Source organism: Erythrobacter sp. 3-20A1M (assembly GCF_018636735.1).
Classification (GTDB): Bacteria; Pseudomonadota; Alphaproteobacteria; order Sphingomonadales; family Sphingomonadaceae; genus Alteriqipengyuania.
Map to the genome: position 1 here is coordinate 802,290 of NZ_CP045200.1, position 17,156 is coordinate 819,445.

Consider the following 17,156-nt stretch of genomic DNA (forward strand, 5'->3'; position numbering starts at 1 on the left):
GTTTATGCGGACCGCCTTATCTCATCGCCCTGTTGCCGGCCTTCGCTCAACGCGTCGCCGATCGTGCGGTTGTCCAGCACCGCGCGGCTGGCGTCGTAGGCGCGTCCGAACTCGCGCCGGATGAGGCAGGTCCGCTCGTCCACGCAATCTTCGCACTGGCGGTATGCCTGGCGAGAGAGGCACGGAAGGGGAGCCAATGGCCCCTCGAACAGGCGCAGCACTTCCCCGAACGTCACCGTATCCGCGGGGCGCAGCATGGTGTAGCCCCCGCTCTTGCCGCGACGGCTCTCCAGAATGCCGGCCTTGCGCAGATCGAGCAGGATCTGCTCCAGGAACTTGTGGGGAATGGCGTAGCGGCGCGCGATGTCGGCACTCGCCATCGCCTCGCCGGCGGGCGCTTCCGCGATCGCCACGAGGGCACGAAACGCATAACGGGCCTTGTTCGAGATCATGCCAATTCCCTATCGTATCGCTGTGGAAATGACAACGGCTAGGCCATCAGCGTCAGAATAACGACCGCCAGGACCAGACAGATCGCTGTCAACGGCGCACCCAGCCTGGCGAATTCACCGAACCGGTATCCGCCTGCCCCCATCACGATCGCATTGTTGTGATGCCCGATCGGGGTGAGAAAATCGATCGACGCCGAGATAGCGACCGCAATCAGCAGGGGCTCCAGCGGCGTACCGGTCCGCACCGACAATTCGCCCGCGATGGGGCTGAGGATCACCGCCGTCGACACGTTGTCGATGAACGGCGTCATCGCCACACCGCACAGCAGCACTGTCCCGATGATGAAGGCGGGTTGCTCGCTGGGAAGCCCGGAAACGAGGATTCCCGCCAGAATACGCGCCGCGCCGGTGGTCTCGACCGCGATGCCGAGAGGGATCATGCAGGCGAGCAGGATGACGATCCGCCAGTTTATCTCGGTCAGCGCCCGGCGCAGGTCGAGCGCTCCGACGAGGAGCAGGGCAAGAACCACACCGCCGAACGCGATCTCTACCGGCACGAGGCCCAGCGCACTTGCCAATACGCCGGCCGCGAAAAGGCCAACGCCGAATCCCCGGCGCAGGGGCGGTTCGCTCGGCCGACGGGGCGAGAGCAGCAGGAAGCCGGCATCGTGCGCGAGGGCGCGAATGTCTTCGCTGCGCCCCGACAGGCTCACGACGTCGCCGGTGGAGAATTGCAGGTCCTCGAACCGCCCCTCGACACGCCCGCGTCGACTAACGAGGCCATCGACCGCGACGGCGTCCCCCGAAAGCGCCACCAGGTCTTCAACGCGCGAGCCCACGATCAGGCTCTCGGGCATCACCACGCCATCGATCACCATCTCGTCGGCCTCCAAAACCCTCGCCCGATAGAGCCCGAGTTCTTCCAGCGCCTCGATCTCATCGTGACTTCCTTCGACCAGCAGGTTGTCGCCCGCCTGCACCCGGATCGCTTCGCGACGCGCGAAAACGTGTTTTCCATCGCGCAATACATCATGGATGACGATCCCGGCGCGCTGCTCGATCGCGAGGATACTCTCCCCCGCCACCGCGCTCGAAGAGGCCACGATGCGCGGGGCGAGTTGGATCTGCTGCAAGCCCGGACCGTCAGCTGGTCCGGCGTCGTTTCCAAACCGGGCGAACAGCCGCGGCGAGGCGAGGACCAGCCACAGGACCCCTGCCAGAACGAGCGGCAAACCGACCTTCGCCAATTCGAAATAGCCCATGCCGCGGCCGGTTTGCGTCATCAGCCACTGGTTCACGGCGAGGTTGGCCGGCGTGCCGGTCAGCGAGCACATCCCCCCCAGCAAGGTCGAGAACGACAGGGCCATGAGGATACGTCCCGGCGCGACCCCCAACCGGTGGCTGAGCGAAAGCGCCACGGGAAACATCAGCGCCAACGCGCCGATATTGTTCATGAAAATGGACACCGTCGCGGCCGAGAGGCATAGCACCGCCAGCAGCGCGCTCTCCGATGAGACGCTCGCCGCCAATCGACGCGCGAAATCGTCGATCACCCTGCTCCGCGTCAGCACCGAGACGACGAGAAGGATTTCCACCACGGTGATCACGGCCGGACTGGAGAAGCCCTGAAAGACGGACCCGATAGGCACCACGCCGCTGATAAGGCCGAGAGCCAGGCCTACGAGCGCCACCGTCTCTACGCGCCAACGCTCGGATGCGAAGGCGAGGAGCATACCGCACAGGATCGCAACTATTGCCGCTTGTTCGAAGCCCATCGCCCACCAGGGATATGCCGATATCGCCTGCTACCTAGTCGAAATCGAACCGCGGCCAAAGCATCGTTCGAGCTTCGCGAAGCAATGCGATAGGAATATCTTGCAACAACAACTGACCAGCCGCGACGTATCCCACCGCATTTGCTAATCGCGCATTTGCGGACCTATGGAATGGGCCGAAGCTTGGCACGGGAGAGCAAATCCATGAGCGGTTACGAAACGATTCGGGTCGAATACGATGGGGCGCTGGCCGTGCTGACGCTCAATCGACCCGACCGGATGAACGCCGTCACGCCCGCTTCGATCGACGAATTCCGCGGTGCTCTGGGTGAGATTCCGGGCAAAGGCGCGCGCGCACTCGTCATCACCGGCGCGGGGCGTGGTTTCTGCGCCGGTGCCGACCTGGGCGGGCGCGATATGGGTGGCAACACGAAGCCGGGCGATGCCACGTATCGTTCGCTGCAAGAGCATTACAATCCGGCGATGCTGGCGCTTGCCTCTCTCGAGATACCGGTCGTAACGGCGGTGAACGGGGCAGCTGCGGGCATCGGGTGCTCGCTCGCCCTGCTGGGCGATCTCGTGATCGCCGCCCGGTCAGCCTATTTCCTTCAGGCCTTCGTCAATATCGGCCTCGTACCCGATGGGGGCTCGACCTGGCTGCTCCCGCGCATGATCGGCATTCCGCGCGCCATGGAAGCGATGCTTCTGGGAGAGCGGATCTCCGCCGAGCAGGCCGAACAATGGGGCCTGATCAATCGCTGCGTCGAGGACGAGAGCGTGCTGAACGAGGCTAAGGCTATCGCCAACCGCCTCGCCAACGGTCCCACAATCGCGATCGGGCAGATTCGCCAGATGGTCCGCAGTTCCCAGAGCATGAACCTGGCGGACGCCTTGGAACAGGAGGCTGATGCGCAGCGGATCGCGGCCAACAGCGCGGATTTCGCGGAGGGCGTCATGGCTTTCCAGGCGAAGCGCGCCCCTGAATTCCGGGGCGAATGAGCGGGCCGCCCGGCTAGCTGCCCGCCGCGCCTTCGCCCTTCCCGCCCATCATCAGCGCCGCACGGGTACAACGCGCGACCACATCGCCATGCTGGTTGGTCGCGGTATGTTCGAACTCCACGATCCCCTGCCCCGGGCGGGACTTGCTCGGCCGCAGGGATAGAACCTTGGTATGCGCTTTCAGCGTGTCTCCAGCGAAGACCGGTTTGGGGAAAGTGACGTCGTTCATGCCAAGATTGGCGACCGTGGTACCAAGCGTGGTGTCGTACACCGTCATGCCGATCATGATGCCAAGCGTGTAGAGGCTGTTGAACAGTGGCTTGCCGAACTCGGTCCGGCTGGCGAAATCGGCATCGATATGCAGCGGCTGCGGATTCAGCGTCATCAGGCTGAAGCTGATATTGTCGTGTTCGGTCACGGTGCGGGAGAAGGCGTGGTCGAAGCTTTGCCCTTCCTCGAATTCCTCGAAATACAACCCCGGCATGCCGCTTTCTCCTTTGATTTCCGCTGCGGTTTCGGCCCTACGCGTTCGGGCGCAACCCGCCAAGACGTAGCGCGTTTGGCAGGTGAGCGCGGTTATGGCATTTCGCCAGCCAAACGCGAGATGCCAACGGAGAGAAAGCCATGGACGACGATACCTTTCAGATGCTGCGCGACACCGTGCGGCGCTTCGTCAACGAACGGCTGATTCCGGCCGAGGACCGTGTCGAGGAAGAGGACGAGGTTCCCGCCGAAATCGTCGACGAAATGCGCGAAATGGGGCTTTTCGGCCTGTCGATCCCGGAGGAATTCGGCGGGCTCGGCCTGACGATGTCCGAAGAAATCCGCATAATGTTCGAACTTGGGCGCACGGCGTCCGCATTCCGCTCCGTCTTCGGTACCAATGTCGGCATCGGCAGCCAGGGTATCCTGATCGACGGCACCGAGGAGCAGAAGGCCCACTGGCTACCCAGGCTGGCAAGCGGCGAGATCAGCTCCAGCTTCGCGCTGACCGAGCCGGAGGCCGGATCGGATGCAGGCTCGGTCAGGACCACCGCGATCAAGGACGGCGACAACTACCGCCTCAACGGGACCAAGCGCTACATCACCAACGCGCCGCGCGCCGGGATATTCACCGTGATGGCGCGGACCGATCCCGAAACACCGGGGGCGAAGGGCGTTTCCGCCTTCATCGTGCCCGCCGACACGCCGGGCCTGACCGTGGGCAAGGTGGACAAGAAGATGGGGCAGAAGGGGACCAAGACCTGCGACGTCATGTTCGACGACGCGCTGGTCCCGGCCGCGAATATCATCGGCGGAGAGCCGGGCCGCGGTTTCAAGACCGCGATGAAGGTGCTCGATCGCGGGCGCATCAACATCGCGGCGAGCGCGTGCGGCATGGCCGACCGGCTGGTCGAGGAAAGCGTGACCTACGCCGCGCAGCGCAAGCAGTTCGGGCAGGAGATCGGCACGTTCCAGCTGGTCCAGGGCATGATCGCCGACAGCCGGACCGAAGCCTACGCCGCGTGGTGCATGGCGCGCGACATCGCGCGCCGCTTCGACGAGGGCGAGCGCGCCGCGGGCGACGTCGCTGCAACCAAGTATTTCGCCACCGAGGCACTGGGCCGGATCGCCGACCGCGCGGTGCAGGTCCATGGCGGCGCGGGCTACATGCGCGAATACAAGGTGGAGCGCTTCTATCGCGATGTGCGCCTGCTGCGCATCTACGAAGGCACCAGCCAGATCCAGCAGACCATCATCGCCAAGACCCTCCTGCGCGAGGCCGGACTGAAGGTCTGAGCCTTACTCCGGTTACAGGATTTCCTCGACCCGCTCCTTGGGGCGGCATAGGCGCACCCCCTTGTCGGTTTCGACCAGCGGCCGCTCGATCAGGATCGGGTCGGCCGCCATCGCCGCGAGTACTTCGTCCGCGTCGGCATCGGGCAGGCCGCGCTCCTGCGCATCGGTGCCGCGCAGGCGCAACCCCTCGTTCGGGGTGATCCCGGCATTCCGATAGAGCTGGGCGAGCTTTTCGGCGGTGGGTGGGTTCTTCAGATACTCGATCACCTCGACCTCCACGCCGTCGCGGTCCTGCAGGATCGCCAGCGTGTTGCGCGAAGTGCCGCATTTAGGGTTATGCCAGATGGTCGCTTTCATCGCGGTTCCTCTTTTGCAGGAGTGGTCATGGCGGGCACGGCCTGCGCCGCGTCCTCGGATGTGATGCCGGGCGCGGGAGCCGCGCTGATCGTCTCGCGGCGGCGCGCGACCCGGCCCGCGCGCTGCATCGCGCGTACCAGCCGCGGATAGACGCCGCAGCGGCACAAGTTGGGAATCGCTTCCTTGATCTCGGCTTCGGACGGGTTCGAATTGCGCTGCAGCAGCGCCGCCCCGGCGATCGCGATCCCCGGCGTGCAGAACCCGCACTGGATCGCCTGTTCCGCCACCAGGGCCTGTTGCACCGGATGCGACCGGTCACGGCTCAGCCCCTCGATCGTAGTGACTTCGCGCCCCTCCGCCTCGGCAATGGTGATGAGGCAGCTCCTGAGCGCCGCGCCGTCGACCAGCACCATGCACGCGCCGCAATCGCCCACCCCGCAGCCATATTTGGTGCCCGTCAGGTTGGAGGCGTCGCGCAATGCCCACAGCAGCGGTGTCTCGGGATCGAGGAGGTATTCTACCGGTCGCCCGTTGACCGTCATCTTCGACATGGTGCGATCCTCAGGCGGCGTAGAATTCGATCTTGCCGCAGCGTTCGCAGCGATAGGCCATTACGTCGCGCAACTGCTTCTTGTCGACCTTGTAGGTTCCTATCCAGCTCTTGTCCGGTGCACCGGGATGCCATTTGACCGGGTAGAACGAACCCTGGCTGTTCTCCGCCGCGAAACCGCGCTCCATCCGTCCGCCGCACTTGCCGCAGGCGCGCGCCGCGGGATGGCCGTCCGCCTCCATTTGCGTCAGTTCCGCCAGCTGTCGTCGATCCGGTCGACCCGGCGCTTCCACGCCTCAAAATCGAACAGGCCCGCTCCGCCCTGAGAGCTCATCTGCGCAAGGTCGCGCTGGTGCACGTCGAGCACATCCTGCTGCACCACGACCGGATTGCCCATGGAAAGCGTCGCGACCTGGATCTCGCACGCGCGCTGCAGCGCCCACATCTGCATGAACATCTGCTGGATCGTCCGGCCCATCACCACGGGTCCGTGATTGCGCAGCATCAACACGCTGTGTGCACCGAGATTGTCGACCAGCCGGTCGCCTTCCTCGCTTCGCACCGTGACGCCCTCGAAATTGTGATAGCCGATCTGCCCCTGGAAACCGCAGGCGTAGAAATTGGTCGGCAGCAGCCCGCCCTCGTGGCTGCACACCGCCATCGTCTCGGTCGTATGCACATGGCAGATCGCGTTGGCGCGCTCGCCCAGCTCGCGGTGGAAATGGGCGTGCTGGGTGAAGCCCGCCTTGTTCACCATGTAGGGGGAGCCGCCGATATTGTTGCCCTCGACATCGATCTTCACCAGGTTGGATGCGGTGACCTCGTCGTACAGCAGACCGAAGGGATTGATCAGAAACGCACCCTCCTGATCCGGCACCGCGAGAGAGATGTGGTTGTAGATCGATTCGGACCAGCCGAGGTGATCGAAGATGCGATAGCAGGCGGCAAGGTCCAGCCGGGCCTGCCATTCGGCCTCCGAACAGTCGATCTTCGTGTCTTTGATCTGCGTGGCCATTGTCGCCGCTCCTCTTATTTCCCGTTGCGACCGACTATCGCAGCGTCGTACGCCCGGGACAAGCGGGGCGCAGACGAATCCGTCCCGTAGCCTTGCGATCCCCCTTGCCAAGCCGGACGGCCTTCGCCATAGGCGCCCACTCGCTTGCAGGCGCCGGTTCCCACCCCGCTACGCAGCGGCGCCCGGGTAGCTCAGTTGGTAGAGCATGCGACTGAAAATCGCAGTGTCGGCGGTTCGAATCCGTCCCCGGGCACCACTCTTCTCCCATGGCACCCGCTTCACCGCCTGAGCGCGGTTTATCTGCGCCAGCACTCGCTGCGCTAGGACGGCTTCTGGCCCGGATTCTTCGGCGGCGGAGGGGGTGGCGCCGGTGGCTCCTTGGGCATCGGTGGCGGGAGCACCAGCTTGCGCAGGTCTTCGCACGAGTTCCTGGCGTTCGTATTGGCGGGCGAGAGACAGCCCCTGTCGTGCCTCTGCACCCGGTCGATCGTTTCCCCGAGCGTCTCGGCCTGCCGGGCCGTTGCCGTACGTCCGCTCTCGGACACGGTGTAATCGGGCGCTGCACAGCCGGCCAGGCCGGTCATGGCGCAGACCAGTGCCAGCCCGGCAGACTTCCTAGTTTCGTGGGCCATCGTTCGTATCCTTCAATCCTGGCTGCAGACGTGACGTCCCGCCCGCCCCGCAAGCAGTGCGAACGTGCTCCCCCTTGTATGACTACCACCGGAACGGAGGCGCACAAATGGATCGCGCGGCCGCCGCGCGGTCGATCACCGTGATCGCAAACGTCGCACGTATGAAGAGGAAACATCGCGCGAGGTTGATGTTTGTTACACGAACCCCTTTCGCCAATTGCACAGGAGCATTCCATGGCCCGCATTCTCGTTCTCTATTATTCTTCCTACGGACATACCGCCCAGATGGCGGAGGCGGTGGCCGAAGGCGTGCGGGATGCGGGCGGCGAGGCGGTAATCCGCCATGTCGCCGAAACCGCACCCCAGGAGGTGGCCGAGGCTGCGGGCTTCCAGAAGATGGAAGGGCATACCTGCATCGGTGGGCCCGACGAGCTCGCCGAATATGACGGTATCGTCGTCGGCACGCCGACCCGCTACGGTCGCATGACCAGCCAGATGGCGAGCTTCTGGGACCAGACCGGCGGCCTGTGGCAGAAAGGCGCGCTGATCGGGAAGGTCGGCGCCGCGTTCACTTCCACCGCCAGCCAGCATGGGGGGCAGGAAACGACGCTGTGGTCGGTGCTGAACAACCTTCTTCATATGGGCATGACGGTGGTCGGCCTCGACTACGGCTTCGACGGTCAGATGGGCGTGGACGAGGTCCATGGCGGCAGCCCCTATGGCGCGACTACGATCGCCGCGGGGGATGGCAGCCGCCAGCCGAGCGAGATCGACCTGTCGGGCGCTCGCTATCTGGGCAAGCGGGTCGCGCAGACCGCGGCGAAGCTGCACGGTTGACCTACGCCCGGCGCACCCTCGCCAAGATCGGCGGGGTGCGCTAGGCACGCACCCGTGGAGCACAGCCCGGAATTTTTCAGCACATTCGACGTCGCGGCTATCTTGGTGGTGGCCGCGGCGGTGCTCGGCTATGTGAACTACCACGTCTTTCGCCTGCCGCATGTGATCGGGCTGACCATCATGGGCGCGGTCACCTCGCTCGGGCTGATGCTGGCCAATAGCCTGCTGCCCTGGGTGACGCTCGACAATTGGGTGGCCGGCCTGCTGGAACGGATGGATTTCACCCAGACGCTCTTGCAGGGGATGCTTAGTTTCCTGCTGTTCGCGGGTGCGTTGCATGTCGATCTGGAAAAGCTGAAGAGCGCCTGGTTTCCCGTATTGCTGCTTTCCACCGTGGGCGTCATCCTCTCGACCATCATCGTCGGGCTGGCGATGTGGGGCGTGGGCGATATCCTCGGCCTGTCCGTGTCGCCGATCTGGTATTTCGTGTTCGGCGCGCTGATCTCTCCCACCGATCCGGTCTCGGTGCTTGGCGTGCTGAAGGAATTCAACGTGCCCGGCACGTTGCAAAGCGCCGTGGCGGGCGAGAGCCTGTTCAACGACGGGGTCGGCATCGTGGTGTTCGCCATCCTGCTGGAAGCCGCGGTCACCGGGGCGGACTTCTCTCTTAGCGAAGGCGCGCATCTGTTCCTGGTGGAGGCGGGTGGCGGACTTGCGATCGGGCTCGCGATCGGCTGGATCGGTTACAAGGGTCTCGCCAGCATGGACGAATACTCGCTCGAAGTGCTGATCACCCTGGCCGTGGTCATGGGCGGTTACGCACTAGCGAGCATGCTGCACGTTTCCGGCCCCCTCGCGATGGCGGTCGCAGGGCTGGTGATCGGCAATTACGGTTTCGCCCATGCGATGAGCGATACGACGCGCGACTACGTGCACAAGTTCTGGGAGCTGATCGACGAGCTGCTGAACTCGATCCTGTTCCTGCTGATCGGGCTAGAGATGATCGCGCTGGTGCCGCAGCTCAACCATCTGGCGGTGGGAATCGCGGCGATCGCGATAACGCTGCTCGCGCGCGCGATCGCCGTGGGGGTCACGACCAAGATCGTCCCCGGCACCCGGCTGGAGGGGGCAGGCACCGGCACGATCCTGTGGTGGGGCGGGCTGCGTGGGGGCATCTCCATCGCTCTTGCCCTGTCTCTGCCCGAAGGGACCACGCGCAACCTACTGCTGGCCGCAACCTTCGCCGCCGTGCTGTTCAGCGTGCTGGTCCAGCGCGCCACGCTGGGCCGGCTGATCAACCGCCATCGCCCGGCCGTGGAAGGGAGCCATGTCGTTCCCTCCGCGGCGCAGGATTGAGCGGGCGGATTGCCCCCGTGGATGGTGTGATCTATAGGGTCCGCCCTCGCTTCCCCGGTGCTACGCCCGGGCCTTCTCCCTTGTCCTGATTCCCGAGGAACAGCCTATGTCGCGCCGCCGCCAGATCTACGAAGGCAAGGCCAAGATCCTCTACGAAGGTCCAGAGCCGGGCACGCTGATCCAGTATTTCAAGGACGATGCGACCGCCAACAACGCGGAAAAGCGCGGCACGATCAACGGCAAGGGGGTGATCAACAATCGCATCAGCGAGCATGTCTTCACCCGCCTCGCGCATATCGGCATCCCCACCCACTTCATCCGCCGACTCAACATGCGCGAGCAGCTGATCCGGCAGGTGGAGATCATCCCGCTGGAGGTCGTCGTGCGCAACGTCGCGGCGGGCAGCATCAGCAAGCGGCTGGGCATTCCCGAAGGCGATCCGCTGCCCCACACGCTGATCGAATACTATTTTAAAGACGATGCGCTGGGCGACCCGATGGTGTCGGAAGAGCACATCGCCTGCTTCAACTGGGCGGGGCACGAGGAAATTCAGGACATCGCCAGCATGGCGATCCGCATCAACGACTTCATGTGCGGCATGTTCGCCGCGATCGACATCCGGCTGGTGGACTTCAAGCTGGAGTTCGGGCGGCTGTGGGACGGCGATTATGCGCGTGTGATCCTGGCCGACGAGATCAGCCCCGACGGGTGCCGACTGTGGGACATGAAGACGGGCGAAAAGCTCGATAAGGATCGCTTCCGCCGTGACATGGGCGGCGAGGAAGAAGCGTACCAGGAAGTCGCCCGCCGCCTCGGCCTGTTGCAGGCAGAGGGCGACGGCCCCGGCGAAGTGCTCGACATGAGCGCCCATCGCGGTCGGCTGCGCGGTGGCGGCAAGCCAAAGCCAAAAGGCTGAGCCGGGTCGATCGACGCGAGCCTTTACAAGCATTGAGCAAGGGGTAGGGTCCGTCTCGTCGCAGAAACACTCCGTAAATCAGAGGAATTCACGTGAGCCTTACCTCTCTTCGCCGTCGCTCGGCCATCGCCCTCCTCCCGCTGTTCGCACTGACGACCACCGCCTACGCCGCGGTGGACAATGGCGCGGCAGTTGCCGAGAAGGCCGCTCCGGCACAGGCGCAGCAGGCCCCGGCACCCGCGCCCGCCCCGGCGACGAGCCAGCAGACGGTCACCGGCGAGACGCCGTGGAACTTCCCGATCTACGACATCCCGATCGATCAGGACGTCATCTACGGCACTCTCGACAACGGGATGAAATACGCCATCCTGCATAACGAGACGCCAAAGAACACGGTCGCCCTGCGGATGCGCTTCGGCTTCGGCTCCATCGCCGAATCGGACGAGGAACAGGGGCTCGCCCACTTCATCGAACACATGGCCTTCAACGGTTCGAAGAACGTACCCGAAGGCGAGATGATCAAGCTGCTGGAGCGCAAGGGCCTGGCCTTCGGTGCCGACACCAACGCCTCCACCGGCTTCGATGCCACCATGTACAAGCTCGACCTGCCGCAGAATAATGCGGACCTGCTCGATACCGGGCTGATGCTGTTCCGCGAGACCGCGTCGAACCTCACCATCGCCCCCGAAGCAGTCGACCGCGAGCGCGGCGTGGTGCTGTCGGAAATGCGCACGCGCGACAGCTTCGGCCTGCGGCAGGCGAAGCAGAACCTTCAGTTCGAACTTCCCGGGGCGCCGTTCGGCACGCGCCTGCCGATCGGCACGGCGGACGTACTGAAAAACGCGACCGCTTCCGAAATCCGCTCGCTCTACGAGCGGTATTACCAGCCGGAGAACGCCGTCCTGGTCGTGGTCGGCGACATCGATCCCAAGATGGTCGAACCGGAGATTCGCAAGTATTTCGCCGACTGGAAACCGGAAGTCGCCGCGGGTGCTCCGCTCGACCGCGGCTCGGTCGATACGAACCGCAAGACCGAAGCCGACATCTTTGTCGATCCGGCAGTGCCCTATGCGGTCTCGATCGACCGGATCAGCGACTATTCCTTCCGCCCGACCAGCGTTGCCTCGCTGCGCCAGCAACTGCTCGAAAATCTTGGCGCGAGCATCGTTTCGCGCCGGATCCAGAAGATTGCGCAGCAACCCGATGCTATGATCGTCGGGGGCGGTGCAGGGATCAGCTCCATCCTGCAGGGCGCCGACACCGCTTCCATCAGCCTCACCGCGAAGGAAGGCCAATGGGAAGATGCGCTGCGCATCGGCGAACAGGAGCTGCGCCGGGCGAAGGAATACGGCTTTACCCAGGCCGAACTGAACGAACAGCTGGCGAATACTGAAACGAGCTTCCGTCAAGCGGCAGAGCAACAGGGCACACGGCGCAGCGCCGGGCTGGCCGAATCGATCGCCAACACGGTCGGCGAGGACGATCTGTTCGTGACGCCAGCAGCGTTCCTGGCCGCGTTCGAGCAGATCAAGCCGACACTGACGGTCGATGCGGTGAATGCCGCCTTCGCCAGCGGCTATGCGAGCGACAATCCGCTGATCTTCGTGAGCAGCAAGGAACCGGTCGATGGCGGCACGGACCACGTCCTGTCGGTCTATCGCGAGGCGCAGGGCACGCCCGTGAGCGCCCCCGAGGACAAGGCGGTGGCCGAATTCGGCTACACCGATTTCGGTACGCCGGGGAATATCGCGAGCGACAGCACGATTCAGGATCTGGGCATCCGCACGATCCGGTTCGGCAACAATGTCATGCTGAACCTCAAGCAGACCGATTTCGAAGACGGGCGCCTGCGCTTCACGGTCAATATCGGTCGCGGCGTCCTGTCGCTCCCCGCCGACGAACCCGGCCTGCCCATCTACATGGGCGCGATGTATGCGCAGGGCGGTCTGGGCAAGCACAGCTATGACGAGTTGCAGACCATCCTGGCGGGCAAGGACGTTTCCGCCGGCATCAGCCCGTCGCTCGACGCCTTCCAGATCAGCGGCAGCACCAAGATGGCGGATTTCGAGCGCCAGATGGAACTGAGCACGGCCTACCTGACCGATCCCGGCTATCGGCCCGAAATGGAGGCGCGCTGGCAGGGTATCGTGCCCCTGTTCGAGGCCCAGCTGAAATCCACGCCGCAGCAGGTCGCGGCGGCCAATGTCGATCGCATCCTCGCCGATGGGGATCAGCGCTTCGGCATTCCGGACGAGGCGACCCTCTTGAGCCGCAATACGCAGGAACTGAAATCGGCGCTCTCGAAAGTCCTGGCGAATGCGCCGATCGAAATCTCGGTGGTTGGCGACTTCGATCCCCAGCAGGTTATCTCCGACGTCGCCGAGACTTTCGGCGCGCTGCCCGAGCGCAAGGCGAACTTCACACCGACCTCGTCCTACGCGGGTGTCAGTTTCCCGGCCGACAAGAGCGAGGTGACGCTCTATCACGAGGGCACACCGGATCAGGGCCTCGCCATCGTCGACTGGCCGACCACCGACGACGGCGACGCGCGGGAAGAAGCGGTGCTGAACATGCTGGCGCAGGTCATGCAGCTCGAGCTAACGGAGGAAATCCGCGAGAAGCTGGGCGCGAGCTATTCGCCGAATGCCTTCTCGACGATGTCCGACACCTTCAAGGGCTACGGCTATCTCGGTGTGCAGATCGTCATCGCGCCGGACACGCGCGACGAGGTCTACAAGGCGGTCGATACGATCACGAAGTCCCTGCGCGACGCGCCAATCGACGCCGATACGCTGCAGCGGGCCCGCGCGCCCGTGATGGAGCAGATCGACAAGTCGCTGCGCGAGAACGGTTACTGGCTCGGTGTGGCTTCGCATGCGCAGAGCGAAGCCGCGCGGCTGGAGCGTTATCGCACGCGCAAGGAACGCTATGCCAGCGTCACCGCGGCGGACATCCAGGCAGCCGCGAAAAAGTACCTCCAGCAGGGTGCGGAGAAGCGGATTTCGGTGATCCACGAAAGCCTGCGAGGCGAATAAGGGCCGGGTTCGCCCCCGTATCCAGGGTATATGGCGGGGTGGTGCCGATGGACGGCGCCGCCCCGCCGCTCTATGAGGGCCACGATATTCTCGCGGCGCTCGCCGCCGTCCCAGCAGGAGTCCCGCCCAGTGAAAGTTCGCGTCTTCGTCAGCCTGAAACCCGGCGTGCTCGACCCGCAGGGCCGCGCGGTCCATCACGCGCTGGAGGGGCTGGGATATGACGGCGTGGAGAACGTACGTATCGGGCGCACGGTAGAGCTCGAAGTGGCCGAGGGCACCGATCGCGCCACGATCGCCGAGATGTGCGAACGGCTGCTCGCCAATACCGTGATCGAGAACTACGAAATCGCTTTCGACGAGGGTCGCCGATGAAAGCCGCCGTCGTCACCTTCCCCGGTTCCAATTGTGACCGGGACATGGCGGTCGCGCTGGAGCAGGTGATGGGCCGCGCTCCGGTCCGGATCTGGCACGGCGAAGCGCAATTGCCCGACGGGCTCGACCTGATCGCCCTGCCGGGGGGATTTTCCTACGGCGACTATCTGCGCTCCGGCGCGATGGCGGCGAACAGCCCGATTATGCGCGCGGTCATCGAACAGGCGAACCGTGGCGTTCCGGTGCTGGGCATCTGCAACGGCTTCCAGGTTCTGACCGAAGCCGGATTGTTGCCCGGTGCGCTGATGCGCAATGCCGGCCAGACCTTCATCTGTCGTACCGTCCGCCTGCGGGTGGAGAACGCCCGCACGATGTTCTCCGCAGGTTATGCCGAAGGAGGCGAAATCCGCATCCCGGTGGCCCACCACGACGGCAATTACTTTGCCGATGACGAGACGCTCGACCGGCTGGAGGGAGAGGGTCGAGTGGTGTTCCGCTATCTGGATGCCACCAATGGCTCGCGTCGCGACATTGCGGGAATCGTGAACGGGGCGGGCAACGTGCTGGGCATGATGCCCCATCCCGAACGCGCGATCGACCCGGCGCATGGGGGAACGGATGGGCGCGCGCTGTTCGAGGCGGCGCTTTCCAACTCAGTCAACGCCTGAATCGTTCGGGCAGCGGCGCAGCTACGCGGGTTCGCGATCGCGCATCCGGAACAGGGAATCCGTGTCGCTGACGTTCATCGGTCGCCCGAAGAGGTAACCTTGCATCTTGGTGCAGCCGAGGTCGCGGATCAGATCCGCCTCCTCCGCCTGCTCGACTCCTTCGGCGGTGGTCGCCATTTCGAGGAATTCCGCCATGGCCACCACCGCACGGATGATGGCCAGGCTTTCGATGTTGCCTTGCGCGGCACCGTTCACGAAGCTGCGATCGATCTTGATGTTCGAGAAATGCAGCTTGCGCAGATAGCCCAGCGACGAATAGCCGGTGCCGAAATCGTCGAGCGCTACCTTGCAACCCAGCGCGATCACTTCCTCCATCGCCCGGCGGGCACGGTCGGCGTCGTTCAGGAAGACGCTTTCGGTTACTTCAATCTCCAGTCGGCTCGGGTCCAGGCCGCTGGCGGATAGCGCGCGCACGACATCTCCCGAAAAATCCGGATCGAGCAATTGCTCGGCCGATACGTTCACGCTGAGCCGAACATGCGTGGGCCAGCGGGTCGCGTCACGGCAGGCACGCTCCATCACCCAGCGGCCGATCGGCACGATCAGCCGCGTCTCTTCCGCCAGGCGGATGAAGCGATCCGGGGGAATGGGGCTGCCGCCTTCGGGATGCCAGCGGATCAGCGCCTCGAAGCTCATCAGCGTTTCGCTGCGGGCATCGACGATCGGCTGATACTGGAGGTGGAACTCGCCCCGCTGAAGCGCCGCGCGAAGCGCAGTCTCCAGTTGGCGGCGTTCCTCCGCCACGGCGAACAGTGTCGGTTCGTAGCACCGGTAGACGCCGCCCCTCTCATCCTTCGCCCGATAGAGGGCGAGGTCGGCATTGCGCAGCAGCATCTCGACCGTCGTGCCGTCCGCCGGGCCGGTGGCGGAGCCGATACTGGCCCCGATATGCAGCGTATGCTCGTCGACCGAATACGGCTCCGACAGCAGTTCGATCAGCCATTCCCCGCGTTCGGCGAGGAGCCGCGGATTGGAGACGTCGCGCACGACCACGGCGAACTCGTCCCCACCCAGCCGCCCGCAGAACGTGTTGTCGTCCATCGCATCGTTCAGTCGCTTGGCAACCTGCGCCAGCAACGTATCGCCGACGAGATGGCCCAGCGAATCGTTCACCGCCTTGAAGCGATCGAGATCGATCATCATCAGAGCGCATTGCGTCCGCCACTTTTCCGCGAACCGCAGCGCTTCGGCCAGCGCCTCGGTCAGCATCATCCGGTTGGGGAGACCGGACAGCGTATCGTAGCGGGCGAGATAGGCGATCTTCTCGTTCGATTCGTGCTGTTCGGTGACATCCGATCCGACGCCCCTGAAACCGGCAAAATTTCCCTGCTCGTCATAGGCGGGCATGCCCGAGAGTTCCCACCACTTCACGTTCCCGTCGAGCACCACGCGGACCGCCAGACTTGAAAAGGATTCGCGCCGGGTGAACTTTTCGGCGAGTTGCCGGTGCACGGGCAGCGCCTCCTGGTTCTGCCAGTCGTCGCCCAGGATCAGCCGGAGGAAAGGCTCCCCCTCGATATCGACGGGGCTGGCCCGCAACGCGCCTGCGAAGCGCATGCTCGGATCGCAGACCCGGCGCGCGGTGTCGATTTGCCACAGCCAGTCCGCCTCGCTTTCCTCGAACTCTCCCAGCAGCATGGAGACGACCTCGTCCTTCTCGGCCCGGTCGGCCTCCGCATCGCGCACGCGCAGGAAATTCTCTCCCCGCAGCAATACGTTGATACCCAGTATCACAGTCAGAACCGCGATCGCTCCGGCGGGCACCGGAGCCCCGTCCAGCAGCATGGCCGCCACGCTCGCTCCGCCCACTATCGCCAGGAACAGCACCGCCGCGAGCGGGACGACCGCCATCAGGGCGGCGGAGGTCGCCATGACGGCGACCACAGCGGGCCCGCCATCAGCAATTCGGTTTGCGTGCCCCACACCGCCAGCGCGAGCGCGAAGACGCCCCAGGCAAACCCGATCGGTGCCGAGCCGATCGCCCGGATAAGAGCGCGGTGGCGGCTGATCCGCTCGATCCGCTCCAGCCGCATGGTCCGGCTGGTAACGATGTAGCGCGCGAGCCCGACCGCCAGGAGCGAAAGCCAGCCGACCGTCGCCCACACGGGCAGCGCGGGGTGGGAAATGGCGAAGGCTGCCCCGGCCGCGATGACCTGGCCCAGCATTCCCATGCGCCAGTATCGGGCGGCATGTGCATGCTGCAAGGCACGCAGGCGCGACCAGTCCAGCCCGCCGCGATCGCTCAGGCCGAGCAGGGCCGACAACCTCAACGGCGAATCGGGCCGAAGATGCCGGTGCGCAGGCGAGGAGATGTCCTTCACCGGTGGCGCAATAAACGCGAGTGGTTAGTCGC

Annotated in this window: 18 protein-coding genes and 1 tRNA gene; 9 read left to right on the forward strand and 10 right to left on the reverse strand. The window is 64.7% G+C overall.

Going from position 1 to position 17,156, the window contains the following annotated elements; translation table 11 throughout:
- Positions 1–2: 2 nt before the first annotated feature.
- Together F7D01_RS03870 and F7D01_RS03875 are read right to left on the reverse strand one after the other, a co-directional pair.
- A complete protein-coding gene (locus tag F7D01_RS03870; RefSeq protein ID WP_215228917.1) occupies positions 3–452 on the reverse strand; it encodes an Rrf2 family transcriptional regulator in 450 nt (149 codons plus the stop codon).
- 38 nt (positions 453–490) lie between these two features.
- Complete coding sequence (locus tag F7D01_RS03875) at positions 491–2,227, reverse strand: SLC13 family permease (RefSeq protein ID WP_371819679.1); 1,737 nt, start codon at positions 2,225–2,227, stop codon at positions 491–493.
- A gap of 204 nt (positions 2,228–2,431) precedes the next feature.
- Between F7D01_RS03875 and F7D01_RS03880 the strand changes: the two genes are divergently transcribed.
- Positions 2,432–3,226: an enoyl-CoA hydratase-related protein gene (locus F7D01_RS03880; RefSeq protein WP_215228919.1), complete on the forward strand. Its 795-nt coding sequence runs from the start codon at positions 2,432–2,434 to the stop codon at positions 3,224–3,226.
- Positions 3,227–3,239: 13 nt separating this feature from the next.
- On the opposite strand, the gene F7D01_RS03885 is transcribed toward F7D01_RS03880, so the two are convergent.
- Complete coding sequence (locus F7D01_RS03885) at positions 3,240–3,710, reverse strand: MaoC family dehydratase (protein WP_215228920.1); 471 nt, start codon at positions 3,708–3,710, stop codon at positions 3,240–3,242.
- Between the two features lie 140 nt (positions 3,711–3,850).
- Between F7D01_RS03885 and F7D01_RS03890 the strand changes: the two genes are divergently transcribed.
- The gene (locus F7D01_RS03890) at positions 3,851–5,005 is read left to right on the forward strand and encodes an acyl-CoA dehydrogenase family protein (protein WP_215228921.1); all 1,155 of its coding nucleotides are present in this window, start codon (positions 3,851–3,853) and stop codon (positions 5,003–5,005) included.
- Positions 5,006–5,017: 12 nt separating this feature from the next.
- Here F7D01_RS03890 and arsC read toward each other — a convergent pair whose 3' ends face one another.
- From arsC to F7D01_RS03910, 4 genes are read right to left on the reverse strand one after another with little or no spacing between them, the layout of a single operon-like run.
- Positions 5,018–5,362: an arsenate reductase (glutaredoxin) gene (gene arsC / locus F7D01_RS03895; protein WP_215228922.1), complete on the reverse strand. Its 345-nt coding sequence runs from the start codon at positions 5,360–5,362 to the stop codon at positions 5,018–5,020.
- The gene (locus F7D01_RS03900; RefSeq protein ID WP_215228923.1) at positions 5,359–5,913 is read right to left on the reverse strand and encodes a (2Fe-2S)-binding protein; all 555 of its coding nucleotides are present in this window, start codon (positions 5,911–5,913) and stop codon (positions 5,359–5,361) included. The genes arsC and F7D01_RS03900 overlap by 4 nt, the downstream gene beginning before the upstream one ends.
- A 10-nt stretch (positions 5,914–5,923) precedes the next feature.
- Positions 5,924–6,205, reverse strand: a complete 282-nt coding sequence (locus F7D01_RS03905; RefSeq protein ID WP_251567046.1) for a PF20097 family protein — start codon at positions 6,203–6,205, stop codon at positions 5,924–5,926.
- Complete coding sequence (locus F7D01_RS03910) at positions 6,160–6,927, reverse strand: class II aldolase/adducin family protein (RefSeq protein WP_215228925.1); 768 nt, start codon at positions 6,925–6,927, stop codon at positions 6,160–6,162. Before F7D01_RS03910 ends, F7D01_RS03905 begins: the two co-directional genes overlap by 46 nt.
- Positions 6,928–7,107: 180 nt before the next feature.
- Between F7D01_RS03910 and F7D01_RS03915 the strand changes: the two genes are divergently transcribed.
- Positions 7,108–7,183: transfer RNA gene (locus F7D01_RS03915), tRNA-Phe, on the forward strand.
- 64 nt (positions 7,184–7,247) lie between these two features.
- Here F7D01_RS03915 and F7D01_RS03920 read toward each other — a convergent pair.
- Positions 7,248–7,559 carry a hypothetical protein gene (locus F7D01_RS03920; protein ID WP_215228926.1) on the reverse strand — a complete coding sequence of 104 codons (312 nt, stop codon included), beginning with the start codon at positions 7,557–7,559 and terminating at the stop codon, positions 7,248–7,250.
- 234 nt (positions 7,560–7,793) lie between these two features.
- On the opposite strand from F7D01_RS03920, the gene wrbA reads away from it, so the two are divergent.
- The 6 genes from wrbA to purQ all read left to right on the forward strand — a co-directional run bounded on the left by wrbA (position 7,794) and on the right by purQ (position 14,743).
- A complete protein-coding gene (gene wrbA, locus F7D01_RS03925) occupies positions 7,794–8,396 on the forward strand; it encodes an NAD(P)H:quinone oxidoreductase (RefSeq protein WP_215228927.1) in 603 nt (200 codons plus the stop codon).
- A 54-nt stretch (positions 8,397–8,450) separates the two neighbouring features.
- The gene (locus F7D01_RS03930) at positions 8,451–9,752 is read left to right on the forward strand and encodes a sodium:proton antiporter (protein WP_215228928.1); all 1,302 of its coding nucleotides are present in this window, start codon (positions 8,451–8,453) and stop codon (positions 9,750–9,752) included.
- A gap of 106 nt (positions 9,753–9,858) precedes the next feature.
- Complete coding sequence (gene purC, locus F7D01_RS03935; protein WP_215228929.1) at positions 9,859–10,668, forward strand: phosphoribosylaminoimidazolesuccinocarboxamide synthase; 810 nt, start codon at positions 9,859–9,861, stop codon at positions 10,666–10,668.
- 92 nt (positions 10,669–10,760) lie between these two features.
- Positions 10,761–13,703 (forward strand): pitrilysin family protein, encoded by a 2,943-nt coding sequence (locus tag F7D01_RS03940; RefSeq protein ID WP_215228930.1) that lies wholly within the window; start codon positions 10,761–10,763, stop codon positions 13,701–13,703.
- A 129-nt stretch (positions 13,704–13,832) separates the two neighbouring features.
- Entirely contained in the window at positions 13,833–14,075 is a 243-nt protein-coding gene (gene purS / locus F7D01_RS03945; protein ID WP_215228931.1) for a phosphoribosylformylglycinamidine synthase subunit PurS, read from the forward strand.
- Positions 14,072–14,743 (forward strand): phosphoribosylformylglycinamidine synthase subunit PurQ, encoded by a 672-nt coding sequence (gene purQ / locus F7D01_RS03950; protein WP_215228932.1) that lies wholly within the window; start codon positions 14,072–14,074, stop codon positions 14,741–14,743. Before purS ends, purQ begins: the two co-directional genes overlap by 4 nt.
- Positions 14,744–14,764: 21 nt before the next feature.
- Here the strand turns inward: purQ and F7D01_RS03955 are convergent, their stop codons facing one another.
- Together F7D01_RS03955 and F7D01_RS03960 are read right to left on the reverse strand one after the other, a co-directional pair.
- Positions 14,765–16,675, reverse strand: coding sequence for a bifunctional diguanylate cyclase/phosphodiesterase (locus F7D01_RS03955; protein ID WP_215228933.1), 1,911 nt, complete (start codon positions 16,673–16,675; stop codon positions 14,765–14,767).
- On the reverse strand, positions 16,654–17,073 hold the full coding sequence (locus F7D01_RS03960) for a hypothetical protein (RefSeq protein ID WP_215228934.1): 420 nt from the start codon (positions 17,071–17,073) through the stop codon (positions 16,654–16,656). Before F7D01_RS03960 ends, F7D01_RS03955 begins: the two co-directional genes overlap by 22 nt.
- Positions 17,074–17,156 lie beyond the last annotated feature (83 nt).